General features: G+C 65.0%; 15 protein-coding genes. 3 read left to right on the plus strand and 12 right to left on the minus strand.

Translation table 11 applies throughout. The features are described 5' to 3' along the window. Positions 1–114: 114 nt before the first annotated feature. The 6 genes from ACTIFF_RS17045 to ACTIFF_RS17070 form a co-directional block, all read right to left on the minus strand. Positions 115–720, minus strand: coding sequence for a hypothetical protein (locus ACTIFF_RS17045; RefSeq protein ID WP_439537916.1), 606 nt, complete (start codon positions 718–720; stop codon positions 115–117). 105 nt (positions 721–825) lie between these two features. After that, complete coding sequence (locus ACTIFF_RS17050; RefSeq protein ID WP_439537917.1) at positions 826–1,326, minus strand: GlcG/HbpS family heme-binding protein; 501 nt, start codon at positions 1,324–1,326, stop codon at positions 826–828. Between the two features lie 33 nt (positions 1,327–1,359). Then, the gene (locus ACTIFF_RS17055; RefSeq protein ID WP_439537918.1) at positions 1,360–1,773 is read right to left on the minus strand and encodes a c-type cytochrome; all 414 of its coding nucleotides are present in this window, start codon (positions 1,771–1,773) and stop codon (positions 1,360–1,362) included. 62 nt (positions 1,774–1,835) lie between these two features. After that, positions 1,836–2,633, minus strand: coding sequence for a substrate-binding periplasmic protein (locus ACTIFF_RS17060; RefSeq protein ID WP_439537919.1), 798 nt, complete (start codon positions 2,631–2,633; stop codon positions 1,836–1,838). Between the two features lie 4 nt (positions 2,634–2,637). Further along, a complete protein-coding gene (locus ACTIFF_RS17065) occupies positions 2,638–4,383 on the minus strand; it encodes a PQQ-dependent dehydrogenase, methanol/ethanol family (protein WP_439537920.1) in 1,746 nt (581 codons plus the stop codon). Positions 4,384–4,676: 293 nt separating this feature from the next. Beyond that, complete coding sequence (locus ACTIFF_RS17070; protein WP_439537921.1) at positions 4,677–5,471, minus strand: hypothetical protein; 795 nt, start codon at positions 5,469–5,471, stop codon at positions 4,677–4,679. 362 nt (positions 5,472–5,833) lie between these two features. On the opposite strand from ACTIFF_RS17070, the gene chrA reads away from it, so the two are divergent. Next, complete coding sequence (gene chrA, locus ACTIFF_RS17075; protein WP_439537922.1) at positions 5,834–7,201, plus strand: chromate efflux transporter; 1,368 nt, start codon at positions 5,834–5,836, stop codon at positions 7,199–7,201. Between the two features lie 156 nt (positions 7,202–7,357). Here chrA and ACTIFF_RS17080 read toward each other — a convergent pair whose 3' ends face one another. Beyond that, entirely contained in the window at positions 7,358–9,100 is a 1,743-nt protein-coding gene (locus ACTIFF_RS17080; protein WP_439537923.1) for an ATP-binding cassette domain-containing protein, read from the minus strand. A 407-nt stretch (positions 9,101–9,507) separates the two neighbouring features. Here ACTIFF_RS17080 and ACTIFF_RS17085 point away from each other — a divergent pair, with 407 nt between their 5' ends. Then, positions 9,508–14,526, plus strand: a complete 5,019-nt coding sequence (locus tag ACTIFF_RS17085; protein WP_439537924.1) for a hypothetical protein — start codon at positions 9,508–9,510, stop codon at positions 14,524–14,526. A gap of 135 nt (positions 14,527–14,661) precedes the next feature. Here ACTIFF_RS17085 and ACTIFF_RS17090 read toward each other — a convergent pair whose 3' ends face one another. The 5 genes from ACTIFF_RS17090 to glmU all read right to left on the minus strand — a co-directional run bounded on the left by ACTIFF_RS17090 (position 14,662) and on the right by glmU (position 20,632). Then, the gene (locus ACTIFF_RS17090) at positions 14,662–14,823 is read right to left on the minus strand and encodes a hypothetical protein (RefSeq protein ID WP_439537925.1); all 162 of its coding nucleotides are present in this window, start codon (positions 14,821–14,823) and stop codon (positions 14,662–14,664) included. A 217-nt stretch (positions 14,824–15,040) separates the two neighbouring features. Further along, complete coding sequence (locus ACTIFF_RS17095) at positions 15,041–15,394, minus strand: type II toxin-antitoxin system Phd/YefM family antitoxin (protein ID WP_439537926.1); 354 nt, start codon at positions 15,392–15,394, stop codon at positions 15,041–15,043. Between the two features lie 190 nt (positions 15,395–15,584). Next, positions 15,585–17,099, minus strand: a complete 1,515-nt coding sequence (locus ACTIFF_RS17100; RefSeq protein ID WP_439537927.1) for a ComEC/Rec2 family competence protein — start codon at positions 17,097–17,099, stop codon at positions 15,585–15,587. Positions 17,100–17,385: 286 nt separating this feature from the next. Beyond that, on the minus strand, positions 17,386–19,224 hold the full coding sequence (glmS, locus tag ACTIFF_RS17105) for a glutamine--fructose-6-phosphate transaminase (isomerizing) (protein WP_439537928.1): 1,839 nt from the start codon (positions 19,222–19,224) through the stop codon (positions 17,386–17,388). Positions 19,225–19,273: 49 nt separating this feature from the next. Then, positions 19,274–20,632 carry a bifunctional UDP-N-acetylglucosamine diphosphorylase/glucosamine-1-phosphate N-acetyltransferase GlmU gene (glmU, locus tag ACTIFF_RS17110; protein WP_439537929.1) on the minus strand — a complete coding sequence of 453 codons (1,359 nt, stop codon included), beginning with the start codon at positions 20,630–20,632 and terminating at the stop codon, positions 19,274–19,276. Between the two features lie 135 nt (positions 20,633–20,767). Here glmU and ACTIFF_RS17115 point away from each other — a divergent pair, with 135 nt between their 5' ends. Then, positions 20,768–21,304, plus strand: coding sequence for a DUF4124 domain-containing protein (locus ACTIFF_RS17115; protein WP_439537930.1), 537 nt, complete (start codon positions 20,768–20,770; stop codon positions 21,302–21,304). Positions 21,305–21,431 lie beyond the last annotated feature (127 nt).

Consider the following 21,431-nt stretch of genomic DNA (forward strand, 5'->3'; position numbering starts at 1 on the left):
GGCGGCCTCGCCGCGATGCGCGCGCTGATCATCGACCATCGCTGCACCGATCGCGGCGAGGCCGCCGCTCCCACAGTCCCTGCGCTCAAGGACGGGCAGTGGTTCCGGGGGCGCCTATTGCAGCGCCTTGATCTGTTCCGGTGACAGGCCCTTGACGGCCTTCGCCGCCGATTCGCGGGCGCGGTCGCGGTCGGTTTCGATGATGGCGTGCACCGAGTTCATCACCTTGTCGTAGGCGGCAGCCGCTTCGTCCTTGCTGATCTGGCCGGCAGCGGCACGCTCGCAGGTCCGGTAGAGCGATTCGCGCAGGAAGGACAGCATCTGCGTGCGTTCGGCCAGCCTGACGACCGACGCGTCGAGCTCCGCCGATCCGCCTTGCGACTTGCCCTGCGTGGCTTCCAGCCGTGCGATGAGTTTGAGGGTGGCGTCCGGCGCGGCTTCCGCGCAACTGCGGACAGCAGGTGCAGGGGCAGCCGCCGGGACAGCAGCGGCAGCGGTGGCTGCGGCACCACCCGCCGCCGGACGCGCGGGTTCGGGCATCCCGAGCTTTTCGCTCAGCGTGACCGCCGGTGTCACCGGCTTCAGTGAATGGTCGTACTTCGCCCAATACTGCTTGTGGCTGTCCGGCGCTTCATCACGGCCGGCACTTTTCGTCCCGAGACCGGCACAGCCGGACAGGACCACGGTGGCAAGCGCGACGGATATCGGCAGGGATTTCATGCGGGCTCCTTTTGAATTCTTGGTATGTGTTGTGCCGCGGCTCGGCGCCAGCGTGCATCCATCTTCTTAGCAAGAAAAAGGCCAGAGAGGTGCCGGCCCAATCCCTCACATCAGGTGCTTGACTGCGTCCAGCGCCTTCTGTGCGCACACCTCATCTTCTTCTTCCGAGCCGCCGCTGACACCGATGCTGCCGATGTGCGCGCCCTTCGAGGTCACGATCGGCAGACCGCCTATTATGGTGGTGGTGTGCGGAATCCGTTCGGCGCCGATCACCGTCTTCGACAGGTCGCGGAACTGGCGCGTCGAAAACGGCGCGCCGGCCGACGTGTCAGCCTTCAGCTGCGCCACGCGGATGCTGATCAGGATGCTGCCATCCATCCGGCTGAAATGCTTCGGATTGCCGGCTTCGTCGTTGATCGCGATGATCATGCGCCAGCCCTTTTCCTTCGCATGGCGTTCGCATGCGTCGGCCATCAGACGCGCAGTGGCAAGGTCGAGCGTCGGGCGTGCCGACTGTGCCAGCGCGGGTGCGGTCATCAGTGTGCCTGCGCAGGCGAAGGCGGCAAGCAGGCCGCGTGATGCAGCCTTGATTCGTTCGTTGTTCATCAGGTTCTTTCCGGTGAGTCGTGCTGGAGCTGTTCAGTAAAACGGAATTTCGTCGTCATCCTTGGCGATCTTGTCGGCCGCCTGCACGCGCAGCGCTTCCTCGCGCAGGAAGGCGATGATCTGCCAGATTTCCTCTTCCTTCAGCGAGTTGGCGAAGCCACCCATCTGGGTACCGGCGCGGCCGTGGGCGATCAGTTCGAACATCTGGCCATCGCTGTTCGCGCCACCCGGGCCCCAGGCACCCTTGACCAGCTGCGGCCCCTTGCCGCCCTTGCCGCGCGAGTTGTGGCACTGCTGGCAGTTGCGGCCGAACAGTTCTTCGCCCTTGCCGGCCGCACTGCGATCGCCCGCCATCGGATTGTTGGCCGGCGCCTGGCCCGGGCCGAACGCCTGCACGCTGCCCGCCAGCGCCATCAGCAGCACACACCGTGTTGTGTATCGAATCATCTGCCACTCCTTCCTGTTGCAGCCCGCGGGCAGACAGCGCCTGCATGGCCGGTACATCTCCATCATCTGCCGCCCTGCTGCTTGCCGGTCGGCAGTCCGTTCCGCGCGGCGATCGCGTCGAGCGCGCCATCGGCCTGCAGCGCGCCGAGTGCCGCGTCGACCGCGCCCGTCAGCGCCGTGTCGCTGCGCCGGCTGACCATGACGAAGCGGGTCTGCAGCGCGGGCGCCTGAAGCGCCTCGCGCACGACCACACCTGCAGGCAGTGCTTCACCCGCCACCCGGCCGGCCCACAGCAGGCCGGCACCCACCTGGCCCTTCGCCAGTGCATCCAGCAGCGCTGCGCTGCCGGCGAACGGCGAGCGGTTGAAGCCGCCGGCCAGCAGGTACAGATCAGCCGGCGTGGCGGTGACCGCGCCGATCTTCTGCGCACCCACCCCGGCCATCGATCCGATCGCGCTGGCCGCTGGCGTCAGCAGCACATAGCCGACCGACACATAGGGCTGCGACGCCACCAGTCCGCGTGCCGACAGGTCGTCGTCGCTGCCGTCGGTCACCGGCAGACCGGCGAACAGCGCGCAACTGCCGGCCTGCACCGACTCCTTCAGTGCGCGACCCAGACCGCCCCGTTCCTGCAGCGTGATCCATTGCCACTGCACCGCGCGGCCGAGCCGCGCCGCGATGGCCTGCGCGACCTCCACATCGACCCCTGCCGGAGCAACGGTGCGCGAAGAAAACGGCGGGTTCTGTTCGACCACGCACACACCGAGCGCGGCGGGAGCGCCGCCGGCCGACACCGGCAGCGCAGCACACGCCAGCAACCCGAACAGGCATCGCAATGAACGTGCCGCGCTGCGCGTCATGCGTTCAGTCCGCAAGACCGAACACCATCATTCCGCCGCCACGGTTCTGCTGCTTGAACAGCTCGCCGTAGACCAGCGGCCACAGGCTGCCGCCGCCCGGGCCATACACGATGGCGACGTACTGCTTGCCGTCGACCGTGAAGGTGGTCGGGTTGCCGTGGATGCCGGTGCCGACGTTGAAGCGCCACAACGTTTCACCCGAGTCGTCGCGCATGGCCGAGAAGAAGCCTTCGGCATCACCCGAGAACACCAGACCGCCGGCGGTCGCCAGCAGGCCGCTGGTGGCCGGCGTGCTCTGCGGACGCGACCACACCTGTTCGCCGGTGGTGGCGTTGAACGCCTTGATGCCGCCGGTATAGGGGTTGGCCTTCAGCACCTTGGACGACAGGAACCACTCGCCGCGTTTCCATTCCATCTTCTTGGCCTGGACGTCCATCGAGCTGTCGATGTAGGGCACGTAGAGCAGCCTGGTCTGCGGGCTGTAGGCCGCCGGGTGCCATTCCTTGCCGCCGTCGAGAATCGGCGCGATGTCGGTGGCGATCTTGTCGTAGCCGGGCACCTTGTCCGGATTGACGATCGGGCGGCAGTTGTCCTTGAAGCCGGTCACCCAGTTCACGCGCGCGATCGGCACCACCCAATTGCACTTGCCATTGGTGCGGTCGATCGAATACAGGTGGCCGTTGCGGTCACCGTGCAGCCACACCTTGCGGCCCTTTTCGTCGTCGACCAGGATGGTTTCGTTGTTGCCGTCGTAGTCCCAGGCGTCGTTCGGCGTGTACTGGAAGTGGAACTTGATCTTGCCGGTCTTCGCGTCCATCGCCAGCGTCGAGTTGCTGTACAGGTTGTCACCCTTGCGCACCGACGGATCGAAGTCGGGCGACGGATTGCCGACACCCCAGTAGATCGTGTTGGTCTTGGCTTCGTAGTTGCCGGTCAGCCAGGCCGATGCGCCGCCGGTGCGCCACGAGTCGTTGGCCCAGGTGGCGGCGTGCGGATCGCTCGCACTGTTCGGCCGGGTCAGCGTCTGCCACACGATTTCGCCGGTATCCGGATCGAGTGCGGTGATCTTGCCCACGTTGCCGCCGACGTCACCGCCCGAATTGCCGACCACGATCTTGCCGTCGGCCACCAGCGGCATCGACGTGTAGATTTCGCCGCTGGTGTAGTCGCCCATCTTCTTTTCCCACACGACGCGGCCGGTGGTGTTGTTCAGCGCGACGATGTGGGTGTCCAGCGTGGCCATGTAGACCATGTCCTTGTACACCGCGACGCCGCGGTTCACCGCTTCGCAGCACAGGCGCGGGCCGAGGTCGCCCGGCAGCGAGCGCTCGTACTTCCAGATCATGCGGCCGGTCGAGCCATCGAGCGAGAACACCTTGTTCTGGCTGGCGGTCACGTAGATGCGGCCATTCACCACCGTGGTCTGGCTGACCTGTGCGTCATTGACGCCGAATGACAGATTCCACTTCGGCACCAGCTTCTTCACGTTGTCACGCGTCACCTGGCCGAGCTGCGAATAGCGCCAGCCCTGATAGTCCTTGCCGTAGTGCAGCCAGTTGTTGGCGTCCTTGTCGGCGTGGATGAGCATGTCGTCGCTGACGTAGTTCGGACGCCACTTGAAGGTGGCTTCGAGCACGTTCACGCCAAGCGGCGGTTCCGGATCTTCGGCCTGCACGGCGGCATTCAGGCCGAACATCGCGACCAGGCAGGTCAGGACAGGTCCGGCAAGGCGACCGGTTTGCTTGTTCATGGGTTCTCCTCCGTTTTTTTCGGATGCGCACAGCGGCACCCGGCGACAACGCGCGGAAGAAGAACTGCATCATCCATGCCAAAACGGCGCAGGCCGGGCATGACGTCAGCGCAGGGGAAAAAGTCCTTTGCGATCAAGGCGGGGAAATTTCCCCAGACGACAAGGGGTCATTCCTGAAACAGGCGGGCGCGCGGAAGGATGAGACGGACGTCTCAGCGCGCAGAGGCTACAGGTGTCTCAGGAGGGCAGGCGCGGGCGCGCCCTTTGGTCAGCCCCTTCGGTCAGCCCCTTGGTCAGCCCTTCGGACCGAGGCCGAAGAAGGTGCGGAAGCGGTCCCAGCGGCGCTTGAACCAGGCCTTGGGCGTGTCCTGCACGTAGTAGGTCAGCATGAGGGTCCAGCGCTCGCCGTCGGCTTCGGTGGTGCGGCGCGCGCTGTGCCAGCTTTCGCGCTCCATCACGGCGAAGGCGTAGCCGCTGGCCGGCATGAAATCCATCGCGATGGTTCTTTCCGCCTCGGGGCCGGTGCGGCCGTAATGGAACACCGTGCCGATGTGGCGCTGCGACGCATCCTTCGGCAGATAGAACTGCACGGTGATGGCCTTGGCCATCACGTCGGCGTGGATGCCGATCTGATAGCCGGGCAGGTCGCACACCAGGATGGGGATGGGGTACAGATCGATCTGGTCGATGCTGCGGCCGAAGCGGGTTTCGAGCGACTGTCTGAACTTGAGCTTGAATGCGTCCTGCATGTCGCGCGAGCGCAGCACGCGCGAGATCGAACCCCACAGCGCGCGCTGTTCGGCCGGCAGCCGCCACAGGTGTTCCGGATACAGGTACATGCGCCGCCGGGCGCTGCTGCCGTCGGCGCGCATCGCGTCCTTGTGGCGCAGATCGTGGAAGCGCTCGCGCGCCGGAATCAGCTTGAGCAGCCGCTCGTAGAAGCCGGGCGAGAACACGTTCTGCATATATATATGCTCGAACGGCGACGTCTGCAGCGCGCTCGCCTTCACGGCACGCAGCATCGTGGTGTCGGGCGCCGGGTCGTTCTGGGCGGCGTCGACCGGAACGGACAGGGAAGGCTGGGACATGTTCTATCGCCTGGCAGCAAAAACTGGCGGCAGGATAGCGCTTTGCACCGCGTCCGTCAGGGGGCGGGTGTTGCGCGGATGCTGCAGCATCGCAGAGGCGCACCGTCATGAAGCTGCGGTACGCTCGGGGTGCGGCCGCTGCGGGAGCAGTCCTCGTGGGAGCGGCGCCCTCGCCGCGATACGCACGCTGCAATGCGACCATCGCGGCACTGATCGCGGCGGGGACGCCGCTCCCACAGCCCTGCGCTCAGCGCCCGGTCGCGGTTCTAGTGTGGGAGCCGTCCCACGAAAACCCGGGCGATCTCCGTTCACACTCTGCACCCGACGCTGCCGCCCGCACCACCGCACAGATCAAGCTCACCATGCCGCTGCCCGACACTGCCGACGCCTCCCGCCCCGCCCCGACCGTACCGTTCGGCGACGCCTTCCTGTTCTGGCTCAAGCTCGGCTTCATCAGCTTCGGCGGGCCGGCCGGGCAGATTTCCATCATGCATCAGGAGCTGGTCGAGAACCGGCGCTGGATTTCCGAGCGCCGCTTTCTGCACGCGCTCAACTACTGCATGCTGCTGCCCGGCCCGGAGGCGCAGCAGCTGGCGACCTATATCGGCTGGCTGATGCACCGGACCTGGGGCGGCATCATTGCCGGCGTGCTGTTCGTGCTGCCGTCGCTGTTCATCCTGATCGCGCTGTCGTGGGTGTACATCGCGTTCGGCGACGTGCCGCTGGTGGCCGGGCTGTTCTACGGCATCAAGCCGGCGGTCACCGCCATCGTGCTGCAGGCCGCACACCGCATCGGCTCGCGCGCGCTGAAGAACCACTGGATGTGGGCGATCGCCGGCGCGTCCTTCGTCGCCATCTTTGCGCTCAACGTGCCCTTCCCCGCCATCGTCGCTGCGGCGGCGCTGATCGGTTATGTCGGTGGTCGCCTCGCCCCGGCGCTGTTCAGTGCCAGCGGCGGCCACGGCAAGGCGGTCAAGTCTTTCGGCCCGGCGCTGATCGACGACGACACCCCGACGCCGGAGCACGCACGTTTCCGCTGGTCGCGGCTTGCGCGCGTGGCGGCCATCGGTGCACTGCTGTGGGTGATTCCGATGGCGCTGCTGACGCTGCATTTCGGCTGGAGCCACACGCTGACGCAGATGGCGTGGTTCTTCACCAAGGCCGCACTGCTCACCTTCGGCGGCGCCTACGCGGTGCTGCCCTATGTGTATCAGGGCGCGGTCGGTCACTACGGCTGGCTCACGCCGACGCAGATGATCGACGGCCTGGCGCTTGGCGAAACCACGCCCGGACCGCTCATCATGGTGGTGGCTTTCGTGGCCTTCGTCGGCGGCTACCTCAGTGCCGAAATGCGCGCGCTGTTCGGGCCGGACGGCCTGTTCCTCGCTGGCGCGGTGGCCGCCATGCTGGTCACCTGGTTCACCTTCCTGCCGTCCTTCCTGTTCATCCTGGCCGGCGGCCCGCTGGTCGAATCGACGCACGACGACCTGAAATTCACCGCGCCGCTGACCGCCATCACCGCCGCGGTGGTCGGCGTCATCGTCAATCTGGCGCTGTTCTTCGGCTACCACGTGCTGTGGCCGGACGGCTTCGACGGCCGCTTCGACGCGATATCGGCGCTGATCGCCGCCGGCGCCGCGGTGGCGCTTTTCCGCTACAAGCGCAACGTGATGCACGTGATCGCGGGATGCGCGGTGGTGGGGCTGGTCGCGAAGACGCTGCTGGGCTGACCTTCGGCGCATCGCGGTTTTTGTGGGAGCGAGCCCTGCTCGCGATTCCGCACTTCGAACAGGTGCCGTCGATGGATCAGCAGGCGCTGAGCCGTGATCACCGAAGTCCGGCGCCGCCCCTGCCCGCAAGACGGCCTTGAAGCATGCAACGACGCTTCAGTGCCCACGCCGCGCCAGCACCTCGTCGCGCGGCCCCGCGTCGACCACGCGCCCGCCTTCCACCACGACCACGGTGTCGAAGCGCGCGAGCAGGCTGGGGCGATGCACTGACGCGACGATGCAGGCCGACGGGAACGCGGCGACGATGCGGTCGAACACGCGGCCCTCGGCCAGCGGGTCGAGCGCGCTGGTGGGTTCGTCGAGCAGCAGCAGCGAACTGCCCTGCGCGGCCAGCGCGCCGCGCGACAGCGCCAGTCGCTGCCGCTGACCGCCCGACAGATTGCCGCCGCGCTCGCTCAAACCGCTGTGCAACCCGTCGGGCAGACGTTCAAGCACTTCGTCGAACACGCCGGTGTGCATGGCGGACGTGAGCGCCGCGGCCTCGGCCGGCTGGCCGAACGTGAGGTTTTCTTCCACGCTGGCTTCGAACACTTCGGCTTCCTGCGGAATCAGCGTGGCCAGCGTGCGCAGTTCGGCCCACGGCACCGCGACACCGTCGCGCAGCAATTCGCCGTGCTGCGGCGGGTAGAGGCCGGCCAGCGTGCGCAGCAGCGTGCTCTTGCCGCCACCGCTCGGCCCGATCAGCGCCACGCGCGCTCCGCGGCGCAATTCCAGATCCACGCCGTGCAGTCCACCGCGCGCGTCGTCGCCATAGCGCCAGGTCGCGCCGCGCAATGCCAGCGTGTGCCAGGGCGCATCGGGCAGCACGGCCGGTACGGTCGCGTCGGGGTCGGCCGGCGCCGCCCAGATCGGCTCGGCGCTGCCATAGTCGGTGTGCATGCGCGCGAAGCTCTGGAAGTTCGACGCCATCGAACCGACCACGCCGGCCGCCTGCTGCGCGTACTGATAGATCATGAACACGGTGCCCAGCAGCACCGCCTGCCCCGGCTGGCGCGTCTGCACGACATAGACCACCACCAGGATCCAGGTGAGCCCCATCCCGAGCAGATCCACCGTGAACCACTTGCCCTCATTGACCATGACAGCGCGGCGCAGCGGCGCCATCACCGCGTCCATGCGCCGGCCGAGCAGCGTGCGTGACGCGGCCTGCAGGCGCAGGCCGATCACCGTGCCGGCATTGCCGACGAAGTCGAGCAGCGCTGCGGCATAGCGGCGCTCGGCGTCGTTTTCGGCGCGGGCGAGCTGCATCAAGGTGCGGTCGAAGCGCAGGATGATGAAAGAGATGACGACATAGCCGGTGATCGCGATCGTCCCGCTCGTGCGCGACAACAGCGCCAGCGCCACCAGGGGACCCACGAAGTTGAAGGCGTTCTGCAGATAGCCGAACTGGTTCTGCGCGAAATCCGACAGCGCCCGGCTGGCCTGCATCACGCGATGCTGCAGCTCGCCCGAATGCCGCCCGTCCCGCCAGGCCAGCGGCGCAGCGGAGATGCGCGCATAAAGCTGATCCGCCAGCCGCACGCGCACCCGCACCCCCACATTGCGCTCCAGCACCCGACCCGGGCCGTGCAGCAACCACGACAACAGATAGATGCCGATCAGATAGGCAATCCACCGCCCCGCCGTCGCCATGTCGCCCGCCTGCAGCGCATTGATCGCCTGCGCGGCGAGCCAGGGCATGGTGAGCCGCATCAGTTGCGCACCGGACAGGAGCGCTGCGGCGCCGAGCATCTGCGCGCGGGCTCCACTGGCGTGGAGCCAGAGGGCGCGGTAGAGGTCGCGGGCGGCGGTGGGGAGGGTGATATTCGCGTGAGGTTGAGCGGGAGTCGATTCGGTCATGAGAGCATTCCATCATTGATCAGGCGCCGCGGAAAGCAATCTCCGAATTGTGGCCAGATGCACTGACTCAAGCTTGTTCGACTTAATTGAGATTCTTCTTGAATAGAAGCGCCGCCGCGGACGCCTCCCGATAAGGGTCAAATGACGATATCTTTAGCGATGGAGGTGTCGGCAAAGCACTTGACGATTCAGATTAAGCGACTCATCGAGCGCGAAGATCGACAGCATCGAAAGGGAGAAGTGTGAGCGAACGGGAAATGCCAGCATCGGACACCAATGCTGGGACAAGCACGTTGGCCAGTGGGCCAGCAGGTACCCATTTCGAGGCCCAAGTCGGTGCGTCATACTTACTAGCCATGCTCAGCGGGGCGCCGCCACGAGGTCTTCCCGGCGCCACGATAGATCGGGTGGCTCTACAACAAGCCAATGCTGGGCGTCCGCTCGATGACGTAATCATTCACTCCCATGACAACATGTCCGGTAAGCCGGCGGTTCTTGAGGTTCAGGTCAAGCGAACCATCACCTTCGCCGCCGCCGATCCCGTCTTTCGCAAAGTCGTAGGCCAAATCGTCAAAGCGTCGCAACGGCCTGACTTCCTGACGCAGCGGTACGAGCTGGCGATTGCGACGACGAAGGGATCGCGCAAGATCGACGGGGCATATCAGGATGTACTCACTCTCGCGCGACAGATTGGCGACGCAGCTACGTTCGCCGCCCAAATTGATCTGGCGGGTGTGGCAAACGACGACATGCGCGCTTTCGTCAAGACGTTCAAGAGCCACCTGCGAGACGAAGGCTCTTCAGACGACAACGAGACCGTCTGGCTGTTGCTTCGCCGGCTGCAGATTCTGACCTTCGACTTCACGGCCCCAGGCTCTGCATCGCAAGACTTAGCGCTGGAACGCTCTGTACGTGTGCTGCATACCGACGATGGATCGCGCGCCGGGGTCTTCTGGGTCAGCCTCATTGAACTAGCAATCGACGTGGCGACACGCGGCGGCGACAGAACCCGCGAGACAGCACTGCAAGCTCTCGCGCAGCTGGGCTATCGGTTCCTAGGCGAACGTCGGCACGCTACGGCCCGAGCCGCGCTAGCCGAGTCGTCCCGCTTGGCCCTTGCTGACATTCGTAACCGCGTGGGCAGCGTCGTACTTGCACGACAGGAGCGTGTTGCCGCAACGCGCGAAGCATTGGACTGCGGACGCTATGTGGAGATCCGTGGTGATGCAGGCGTTGGCAAATCGGGGGTCTTGCGCCAGATGGCCGAGGCCATGCAAGCCGAAAGTCAGGTCATCGTTCTCAGCCCAGGACGATGTGTTCCGCGCGGATGGACAGCGTTGCGCGCACAGCTCGGCTTCGACGGAACGCTTCGCGAGTTGCTCGTCGAACTGGCTAATGACGGGGGCGCCACGATCTTCGTCGACAACCTTGACTCTTTCAGCACAGAAGAGAGGCTCACGGTCGTCGATCTCGTCGGGGAAGCCTCTCTCATTCCGGGAGTAGCAGTGGTCGCGACGGCTCGGCGCGAATTTGGTGTTGATGAGCCCAGCTGGCTGCCGACCGACGCACTGGCACGCCTGGGCCAAAGCGACCCGATCACAATAGGTGAGCTGAGCGAGGCGGAGATTGAGCAGCTGAAGGTGACTGATCCTTCGCTTGCGCCGCTTCTAACGGACGGCCATCCCGCGCGCCAGGTCGCCAGAAACCTGTTTCGCCTGGCACGGCTGGCGAGTCAGCCAGCATCTGATCCCGTACCGCGCACTGAAGTCGATATGGCTGAGCAGTGGTGGACCACTGCGGACGGCGCTCGCGACGCTGGGTGGCGTGATCGGACTCGGGTGCTGCAAGGCGCCGCAGCGCAGTCCTTGTCTGGCGCTGACTTCCTCGACGTTACAGGCCAAGCTGCGGCGCCGATCGATGCGCTTGTGTCTCGCGGCACTCTGCGGGACTTGGGCATTGACCGGGTCGCGTTTCGTCATGACGTACTGCGCGAATGGGCGATTGCGAGCGCCCTTCACGCCGAACCCGAACTTGTCGACAGGCTGCAACTAGATCGGCCAGCAACGGCGATGTTTGCACGTGGCGTTGAACTGGCAGCGCGCATGGCAATCGAGCGGGCGACTGATGGCGTGAGGTGGCACGCGCTCGTCGATCGCCTGAGCCAAGCGGGAGTTCATCGTTCTTGGCGCCGCGCCGCGTTGCTCGCCCTAGCTCGATCCGAAGCTGCGGAAGCACTCCTCCAACGCGCATCGCCCGAGCTTCTCGCCAATGGCGCCGCACTGCTGCGCGAACTCATCCGAACGATCATGGCTGTCGATGTGCTTCCGGCCGCAGAGGTCTTTGCGGCTGCGGGAGTCGACCCCGCGCTCATACCCGAATCGATCAACGTCCCGCGCGGCCCGGCATGGATGTGGCTGATTATCTGGCTCTTGGGTACTGCGGATAGCGTTCCGAGCGATGCCATTCCAGAAATCGTTCAGCTATACACTACATTCTCGATTGGCACGCTTGGCGCCACCGATATCACGCCCTTTACAACACGGCAGATCTATCGTTGGCTGAGGCTTATGGAGCCTAGGGATGTAAAGCCAGCGCCACGCAAAGGCCCAGTGCTCTGGGCGCACCTTGATCGCGAAGAGGTTCATTCCCTGAAGTCAGACCTCCGTGACGCGTTCGTCATGTTCGCACGGACAACGCCAGAACTTGCTGCCGAGTATCTGAAGGCTGTGGGGCAGAGCGAGTACAACGAAGAAATCGTGCGCAGCATCCTGAAGATGCGAGGCACTTTGGCCCAAGCGGCGCCAGCGGAGCTCGCTGAATTGACCGCGCGGGCGCTTATCGCTAAGCCCCGGCCGCACGAGCGACACTTCTCTTGGGAAGGTGAAGAGGCTTTTACCTATCTCGATAACGAGTTCATTCAGGCATCGCCGACCCAAGGCCCATTTTTTGAATTGCTGACCAATTCGCCCAAAGATGGCTTGGCATTGGTTCATCGCTTAGTCACGCATGCAGTCGCCCACGGAAACCGAGGCGCTGACCCCGGAAAGGATGGGGTCGCCTTGGCATTGCCGGGAAGTGCGCGCACTTTCCCGTGGACGCAGACCTACTTCTGGTCTCGCAGCAGCAACTTCTACGCCGTCACGTCCGCGCTGATGGCGCTTGAAGCATGGGCGCACCGCCGCGTTGAGGCGGGCGAATCATTCGAAGGTGTGCTGACAGACGTGCTCGGGCCGCAGGGCTCGTGCGCTGCGTACTTGCTGGTGGCAGTTGATCTCATAATCTCGCACTGGCCCAAATCGCTTGACGTGGCGCAGGCATTTCTCGGCTGTCCCGAACTGCTGTGTATCGATCACACGCGTCAGGTGCATGAGCGTGTCGAAATGCCGGACTTCTTCGGGCTTGGCGCTTGGCGTAGCGAACCGCGCGGCAGCGTAACCGCCGCTGACCTGAAGCGCCGGCCATCCCGCCGGACAACGCTTGACGAACTGATTGGCAACTTCACGTTCCTGGCATCCCCGGATCAACTTGCGGCACTTAGGACGCTGTTGGCAACCGCGGCAGCACGCCTGGGCGAACCTTCCGCGAGCGCGCATCTAGGCAACCCGGAATTCATGGTTCGGTACGCACTGAACCTTTCGGATGCCGCAAATTGGCCAGAAGTGGAAGTGACGCTCAAGGACGGATCATCCGCGACTGCGCGCAAGTATCTATCGCCAACGGCGGAGCAGAATCATCTACAAGCTTTGCGAGACGCCGCGACTGAGCGAGAGTCAGACTTCGCCACGCAGTCTGCGCTGACCCTTGCGGTCGATGATCCCGCCCGGTTGCTACCAGAAGGTCGGTCGGCAGCGGTGGCTTGGGCGCGGCGTTCTGCGACAGCTACGGCAGAAGTCGAATCCGACGACGACAGCGGGGAGCGGCGCATGCAAGAGGAAGCGGTTGTGACGGCCGCGATGATCGTCATGCGGGACGGTGATGACGCCTTGCGCGCCGAGCACGGAGCATGGGCGCGATCTCAACTCGAGAAGACGCTTGCAGCTCTCGACGACGATCCTGCGCGTCGGATGCGAGGGGGCCTGCGCTTCAATCCGACCGCAATCGCCTATGCCGGGTTGATCCACGCCTTGCGACATCGGTCAACGCCGGAAGATGTGCGGTCGCTACTTGAGGCAGCGGCGACAGGAAAGCACGCTGTCGCGCACGGCTTCGGGACTTCCGCCGAAGTCCTAGCGGACGTCGATAGTCGCCTACCGAGAGCTGTGCTCCGATGTGCATTCAGCGGGTGTGTGGTGGAGAACCGAGCTTGGGATGCGTCACAGGAGGAAGTCGACGCTCGCAAAGCGCGTTGTCATGAACGGTCACGGGCAGCCGTTGCCGTTGAGATGGCATGGCTTGGCGGCGAAGCCCCGGAGCCAACGTGGCCGACATTTCCGGTAAACAAGCTCGGCCGAGAAGGCGACTCCGCTTACCTGGAACCCGGAATTGCTACACCAGAACCAACAGAAGCGCCGGCGCCTTCGCCAACTGAGCATTTAAATCATCAGGCTGCGGCTCTCTGGTTGCGCCAACTGCGCGCTCTTTCCCGCGATGACACGCGCCCTTGGCTCAGCGAGATCGTGAAAGCCTACATGCCTTGGACGGCCCTCGCGAATGGAGCGAACCTAGACGACGGAGACGAAACGGACCATCCGCCATCTGAATGGAACAATACGTTCTTTGAGGCGGTTGCCCGCTGCGTTGTCGGTCTGTCAACGCCTGAGGCGACTGAACTAGCCGTGCGGTACATCGTTGCGCTTCCAGACCGGAATTTCTACGACGTGCTCGTCGACTTCTTGCGCAACATCGACGCGGTGTACTTCGAGGACGACAACATTCCGACGCAGGTGGCCGTAGACATTCGGAGCGCACTCGCCGACCACATGCTGACCACGCGTGGATGGGAACGTCTCAGCCGAAGCAGGGACTTATCCATCGAAATGCACATTGGCCCGGCAATCGCCGTCTTGTTCTTCAACGACCACATGTTCGGGCAGGGATCGAAGTGCTATCTGTTTGGGAAGGGTGTGGAGCGAGTCGGTCCGTTCCTCCCTATTCTGCGCAAACTGGTTGGTCAAGGGCCGTCACCCTTCGTCGCCCTAGTACTGCTCAATCTGCTGGAGGTTGCGCCGCGAGCCGAGCAATTAGAACTACTCGTCGGGGCCGGAAGCGCATTGCTCAAGGCCTATCCAGACTTCCGACAGCTATGGATCGACCACGGTGTGGGCCGCAGATGGTGCTTGTTGGTGGAGACTATTCGGGCAAGCAGCCCTTCTAGCCTCAGCAGCAGCGTGCCGCTCCGGTCAGCCATCGACACGACCGTCGCGACTTTGGTTGCACTCGGCGTACCTGAAGCCACGAGACTGGAGGCAGAACTGAGCAAGCTTTGAAGTTCGCGCTTGGTGTTCCCTCCACACGATCATCTCTTTTGTGCGCGTACGGAATTGCCCCATCTGGTAAGCGGCGCATGAGGACGAGCTTCTGCACTATCAATGCCGCAACCGGACAGCAACAGCACTATTCGCTCAGTTCCCTACCGGCCACAGTCCCGCGAAATCGAACGACAACGGCCGATGGTGGCGGATGGTCAGCATGTAGACCGTCGCCACGTCATCCGACGCGGTGTAGAGCGTGAGGTAGTCGCCGTGCAGATACTCGCGTAGGGAATCGGCGGCCCCTGTCGGCATGGCGGAAAGCCGGCTGAGTGCCTCGGCGGATTGGGGCGGGTGGTCGAGGTAGCGCCGACCGATGCGCCGAAAGCGGGCCAGATTCGTGATGACCGTGCTGTGCAACTGATCGAGCGGATCGTCGAAGGCCGCGCCTGCATCGGCCTCGATCAGAAAGGCTTCGATGGCTTAGAGGCGCGCCAGGAAGCTGTCAGTCAGCTCAACCCGATAAAGAGTCTCAGCCACATGGCTTTCGGGCTTTGCCGGAGGGCGGAACGGCTTCGCCGGCGTCTGCCACGGCACCCTCCGCCCGACGCTGCTGGAGCCCGGCGATTGCGGCATCGGCGAGCTGGGTACGCCCGGCCACGATGTCGGCCAGACCGCGCTTGGCGTCGTCGATCAGCAACAAGTGGATGCGCTCGCGTTCCGGCCGGTGGTAATAGGCCAGCCGGTCGGCGCCGATCAGGGCCACGTAGCTTTCACCGTTCTTGGTGATGATCTTTTCGGCGCCGGCCTTGGCCTGGTCGGCGAGTTCGGAAAGATTGGCGCGTGCCTGGGTGAAGGGCACTACGTCACTGGCAGAAAACCCCATGGCTCGCTCCCGGGAGGGTCGGTAGGTGACAGAATTCTGTGCAGCCTATCTCACCAGGTCGGATGCTGCGAGGCGGGACATTCATCACCGCGGTGAGGTCGAACTGCGCGCTTCCACGGCGCGTGACCTGACAAGTGCTGCTGGCGGTGCCGTAGGTGTCGCGTCCCGCGACCGGCAACGGGACGCGCGTTCAATCCGTCCGCACCAGTTCCCCCTTCGCATTGAACGCATACCGAAACGAAAACCACTTTTCCAGCTCCGATCCGGTTTCGATGCGGAAGGCCGTCATCAGCCGCTCGCCGTCGGTCTTCAGGTAGATCGCGCCGTACACCTCCACATTGCTGCGCGCCAGTTCCTTCACGTCCAGCTTGATGGCGTCGAGCGCTTCGGGTGACAGTGCGGTCGCCAGGGCGTCGATGCGGTCGAGCAGCTTCTGCACCTGCGCGCCGTCTTCGAGCGGGCGCGACGAGCGCTGCAGTTCGGTGGACAGGATGACCGGCGCGTCGCCGCGACCGTAGCGGCCGAGGCGGCCCAGCAGGTCGGGGCGGGGGTGGACGTGCCCTTCCTGATCGCCCGATGAAATGATGAAGGCGGCCGGATTGACGGCGGCGAGAAAGGCGTCGGTCACTTTTTCGGAGCCGTGGTGACAGGATTTCATCACTTCGGCGCGGAAGGTTTTCTGCGCCTCGGCCACCATGGCGTCGTAGTCGGGCGTGCCCGGCTTCGGGAAGGTTGCGCGGCCGGTGTAGTGCTGCAGCAGGAACTTCTCGGCCGGCTCGTTCAGGTCGCCGCCGAACAGCACGGAAAACTGTCCGTACTGCAGCCTGAGCAGCACCGAATGACCATTCTTCGTTTCGCCGTAGCTCTTCAGCCGGCGCAGGGCGGGCTTGCCGCCGGGCCCTTTTTCGACCACCGGCCCGAGCACTCGGATGGTGTAGCCGCGCCGGTTCGACGGCGCGAAGTCGGGCATCCACGCCACACCGCCTTCCAGTTTTGCGTGTTCGGTCGACAGCATGCGCAGGGTTTTGATTTTCGGGTTCTGCAGCGCCGCCCGCATCAGCTTCGGAAATTCGTAGCGGGTGTTGGCCGGCAGCGCGCCGAACAGGCGCGTCAGGTCGGCCTTGTCGACTGCCAGCGCGGTCACGTACGACAGGCCGCTTGCAGGATCGGACACTGGCTCGCCGCCGAGCTTGGCCCAGGTGCCGGTGACGGCACGTTCGACCAGACCGTTGTGATAGACCGTCTTGAAGCCGATCTTGTGGTCGCTGAACAGCGCCTGGAAGCCGAGGTAGTGGTCGTTGTCGGGATGCGTCACGACCGCCGCGTGGAAGTTGAAGCCGCGGTAGCTCTTGAACCGTGCGTTCAGGAAGGCGCGCATATTGCCCTCCTTGCCGGCGTCGATGACGATGATGCGTTCGTCCTTGCCGGTTTCGGGCGAAATGAGCACCGCGCCGTCGCCCTGCCCCACGTCGACGAAGACGATTTCGAGCGGGCGCCGCTCGACGGTGTCTTCGGCCGCGATGTACAGCGTGCGGCGCTTGTCGGGCGAGCGTGCCGCCCAGTCGATCTCGAGCCGGCCGTCATCCAGCGCGCGCTTCACCGTCAGGTAGTCGCCCCAGATGACTTCGCGCACCCGGCGCCCGGCCTCGTCATGGAGAAAGGTCTTCTTGCCGTCCTTGCGCAACGCGACGAACCGGTGTGCCATGGCATTCCCCTGCAGAGTCAGGTGCGAGTGATATGAAGCCGCGGCGTGCGCCCTGGAAGCGGATGCGCGCGAGACGATTTCATCTCGTCAAAACTAGCACAGGGAAATCGGCTTGGCATGAACAGCAGGGGACTACACACACCAGGCCTGCCGGCGCGGCCGGACGTCGATGACTGAAGGGGTCGAATGTTCAGCCCGGGAGGTCGGCTGAGGGCTGGCGGCTGGCAGGCAGCCTGATCATCCGACCGCACCCGACACATGGCGTGGCGGGTGCGGCAGTACGGCTTCACTCCACCGTCACGCTCTTCGCCAGATTGCGCGGCTTGTCCACATCCGTTCCCTTCACCAGCGCCGCGTGGTACGCCAGCAGCTGCAGCGGGATGACGTGCAGCACGGGTGACAGCAGGCCGTAGTTCTCCGGCATGTTCAGGATGTGCAGGCCTTCGCCTTCGACCATTTCGGTGCCGGCGTCGGCGATGACGTACAGCTCGCCGCCGCGCGCGCGCACTTCCTGGATATTGCTTTTGAGTTTCTCGATCAGCGCGTCGTTCGGGGCGATGGCGATGACCGGCATGTCGCGGTCGACCAGCGCCAGCGGGCCGTGCTTGAGTTCGCCGGCCGGATAGGCCTCGGCGTGGATGTAGGAAATTTCCTTCAGCTTGAGCGCGCCTTCGAGTGCGATCGGGTAGTGCTGGCCGCGACCGAGGAACAGCGCGTGCTGCTTCATCGCGAAGCGTTCGGCCCAGGCCTGGATCTGCGGCTCGAGCTCGAGCACGCGGGTGACGGCGCTGGGCAGATGGCGCAGCGCCTTCAGGTATTTCTCTTCCTGCGCGTTGCTGAGCGTGCCGCGCGTCTTGGCGACGGCGAGCGTGAGCAGCGCCAGGGCGGCGAGCTGGGTGGTGTAGGCCTTGGTTGAGGCGACGCCGATTTCCGGGCCGGCGCGGGTGATGAAGCGGAGCGACGACTCGCGCACGATGGCCGATTCGGGCACGTTGCAGATCGACAGCGTGTGCATCATGCCGAGCGACTTGGCGTACTTCAGCGCGGCCAGCGTGTCGGCCGTTTCGCCGGACTGCGAAATGGTGACGACCAGCGTATCCGGGTCGGCGACCGGCTTGCGGTAGCGGTATTCGCTGGCGATTTCGACGCTGCATTCGATGCCGGCGACGTCTTCGAGCCAGTAGCGGGCGACCAGACCGGCGTGGTAGCTGGTGCCGCAGGCGAGCACGAGCACGCGGCGCACCGAGCGGAACACGTTGTCGGCTTCGGCGCCGAACAGATTGGGGGTGATCGAGCGCGCCTGGGCGAGCATTTCCAGCGTGTTCGACAGCGCAGCCGGCTGCTCGAAGATCTCTTTCTGCATGTAGTGGCGGTAGGTGCCCAGTTCGACCGCGTCGGCCGACAGCTGGCTCACCTGCACCGCGCGCTCGACCGGTGTGCCGTCGAGCCGGAACACGCGCATCGAGGTGCGCGTGAGTTCGGCCATGTCGCCGTCTTCCAGATAGACCATGTTGCGCGTCACCTGCAGCAGCGCCGAGGTGTCGGACGCAGCGTAGTTGCCGTTGTCCGACAGGCCGAGCACCAGCGGCGAGCCGTGGCGCGACACGACGATGCGCGAATCTTCGCCCTCGGTGACGATGGCGATGGCGTAGGCGCCGATCAGCTCGTTGCAGGTGGCGCGCACGGCGTCGATCAGATCAGGCGTGGTTTTCAGGTGGTGGCGCACCAGGTGGGCGATCACTTCGGTATCGGTTTCCGACGTGAAGGTGTAACCCAGCCCAGTCAGGCGGGCGCGCAGCGGCTCGAAGTTTTCGATGATGCCGTTGTGCACCACGGCCAGACCCTCACTGATGTGCGGGTGGGCGTTGCGCTCCGACGGCACGCCATGCGTGGCCCAACGCGTGTGGGCGATGCCGATCGATGCTTCGAGCTTCTGTTCGTCGGCCTGGGCGGCCAGTTCGGCGACGCGGCCGACCGAGCGCAGGCGGCGCAGCGCGGTGCCCTGGGCGCCGTTGAGCACGGCCAGCCCGGCCGAGTCATAGCCGCGGTATTCGAGTTTGCGCAGTCCTTCGAGCAGGACGGGGACGATATTCTGGCCGGAAATGGCCGCGACGATGCCGCACATGGGTCAATCCTTTAAGCAGAGCTGCGCAAGATTCGGGTAGGGAAAAGCCTTACTTCTTCTTCACCGGCCGGGTCCAGCCGGTGATCGTGATCTGGCGGGCGCGGGCCATCGTGAGCTGACCTGGCGGCGCGTCCTGGGTCAGCGTGGTCCCTGCGCCCAGCGTGGCACCGCGGCCGACGGTGACCGGCGCCACGAGCTGGGTGTCGGAGCCGATGAACACATCGTCTTCGATCACGGTACGGAATTTGTTCGCGCCATCGTAATTGCAGCAGATGGTGCCGGCACCGATGTTCACGCGGCTGCCGACGGTGGCGTCGCCGACGTAGGCCAGGTGGTTGGCCTTGCTGTGGGCGGCGATGTCGCTGTTTTTCACCTCGACGAAATTGCCGATGTGCACGTCTTCGGCCAGTCTGGCGCCGGGGCGCAGGCGGGCGTACGGGCCGAGCTGGCAGCCGGCGCCGACGGTGGCGTCGTCGAAGTGGCAGAACGGCGCGATGCGCGTGCCGGCGGCGATGGTGACGTTGCGCAGCACCGAGTGGGCGCCGACGACGACGCCGTCACCCAGCTCGACGCGGCCTTCGAAGATGCAGCCGATGTCGATCTCGACGTCGCGCCCGCAGATGAGCTCGCCGCGCACATCGATGCGTGCCGGGTCGCGCAGCGTGACGCCCTCATTCAGCAGGCGCTCGGCGTTTTCGCGTTGATGAGTGCGTTCAAGGTCGGCCAGTTGCGCCTTGTCGTTCACGCCCAGCGTCTCCGAAATGCGCGCCGGTTGCGTGCTCACCACCGGCACGCCGTCGCGCACGGCGGCGGCGACCACGTCGGTCAGGTAGTACTCGCGCTGCGCGTTGTCGTTCGACAGGTGCGTCAGCCATCCTGCCAGCCGTGCGCCGGGCACCACCATGATGCCGGTGTTCACTTCATGGATCTTGCGCTCGCCCTCGGTCGCGTCCTTCTGTTCGACGATGCGCACGATACGCCCGGCGGCGTCGCGCACGATGCGACCATAGCCGGTGGGGTCGTCGAGCGTGACGGTCAGGATGCCCAGTTTGTCGTCGCCGGCCGCTTCGGCCAGCTTGACCAGCGTGTCGGCGCGCAGCAATGGCACGTCGCCATAAAGAATGAGTACCGGTTCTTCGCGCGACAGCGCCGGCAGCGCCTGCATCACCGCATGGCCGGTACCCAGTTGTTCGGCCTGCAGCGCCCAGTCGACCTGCAGATCGGAGAAGGCGGCCCGCACGGCGTCACCGCCGTGGCCATACACCACACAGGTGCGCGAGGGCTGCAACGAGGCCGCGGTTCGCAGCACATGCCCGAGCAGCGGGCGGTCGGAAAGCGGTTGCAACACCTTGGGCAGCGCGGAACGCATGCGCTTGCCCTGACCGGCGGCGAGGATAACAATCTGCATCGGACACCCTGTAGCGGAAAACCGCATCAACTCTAGCATTGGGGGACATTGGCCTGCTGCGCAGCAGTTCTCGCACAGCCGGGAAAGTGCTTCGGCAATGCAACCTGCGCCCGCGCATGCGGACCAATGAAGGCTATGGCTTCGAGTACTTACGACATGAGATACGGATCGCTTTACATCGCCGCACTGATTTCTTTCAGCACGATCGCGACTGCCGACACGGTGCATCGCTGGAAGGACGAGAACGGGGTGATCAACTACGGTCACACGCCGCCGGCCGGCGTGCGCTCGACGCCGGTACCGACGGTGGATCCGCTGAAGGTGACGCGGCCGCCGGGCGCGACGGCCGATGCACAGGCTGCGCCAGGCGCACCGGCGAATCTGGATCGCAATGCCGTGCGCGATGAAGTCGAGCAGGCGCTGCGCCAGCAGTCGGCCAATCAGGCCGCGGAAGCCCGCGAGCAGGAAGAAAACGCCCGGCTCGCGGCGAGAAAGCGATGTGAGGCGCAGCGCCGGGTGGATTGCGACGACCCGGCCGTGCTCGACGACAGCCTGTATGGTGTGCCGCCGCGCATCGTGCGGCGGCATTTCCCGTCCCAGCCGCTGTACCCGCCGATCCGCCCCCCCGCACAGCCGGCCGAGCGGCCCATGTTGATGCGGAAGTTGCCGTAGCGACACACGTCGTTCGGCCATTTGCAGGCGTCTGCCAAGGCTGAATGCCCGGGCTACCGGCTCTTCGTGGGCGGCGGTGTCTGCGGGATTCCCGCAGACAACAGCAGCTGAGGGAGCACGGCGTACG

The organism is Methyloversatilis sp., from assembly GCF_051861465.1.
GTDB lineage: Bacteria > Pseudomonadota > Gammaproteobacteria > Burkholderiales > Rhodocyclaceae > Methyloversatilis.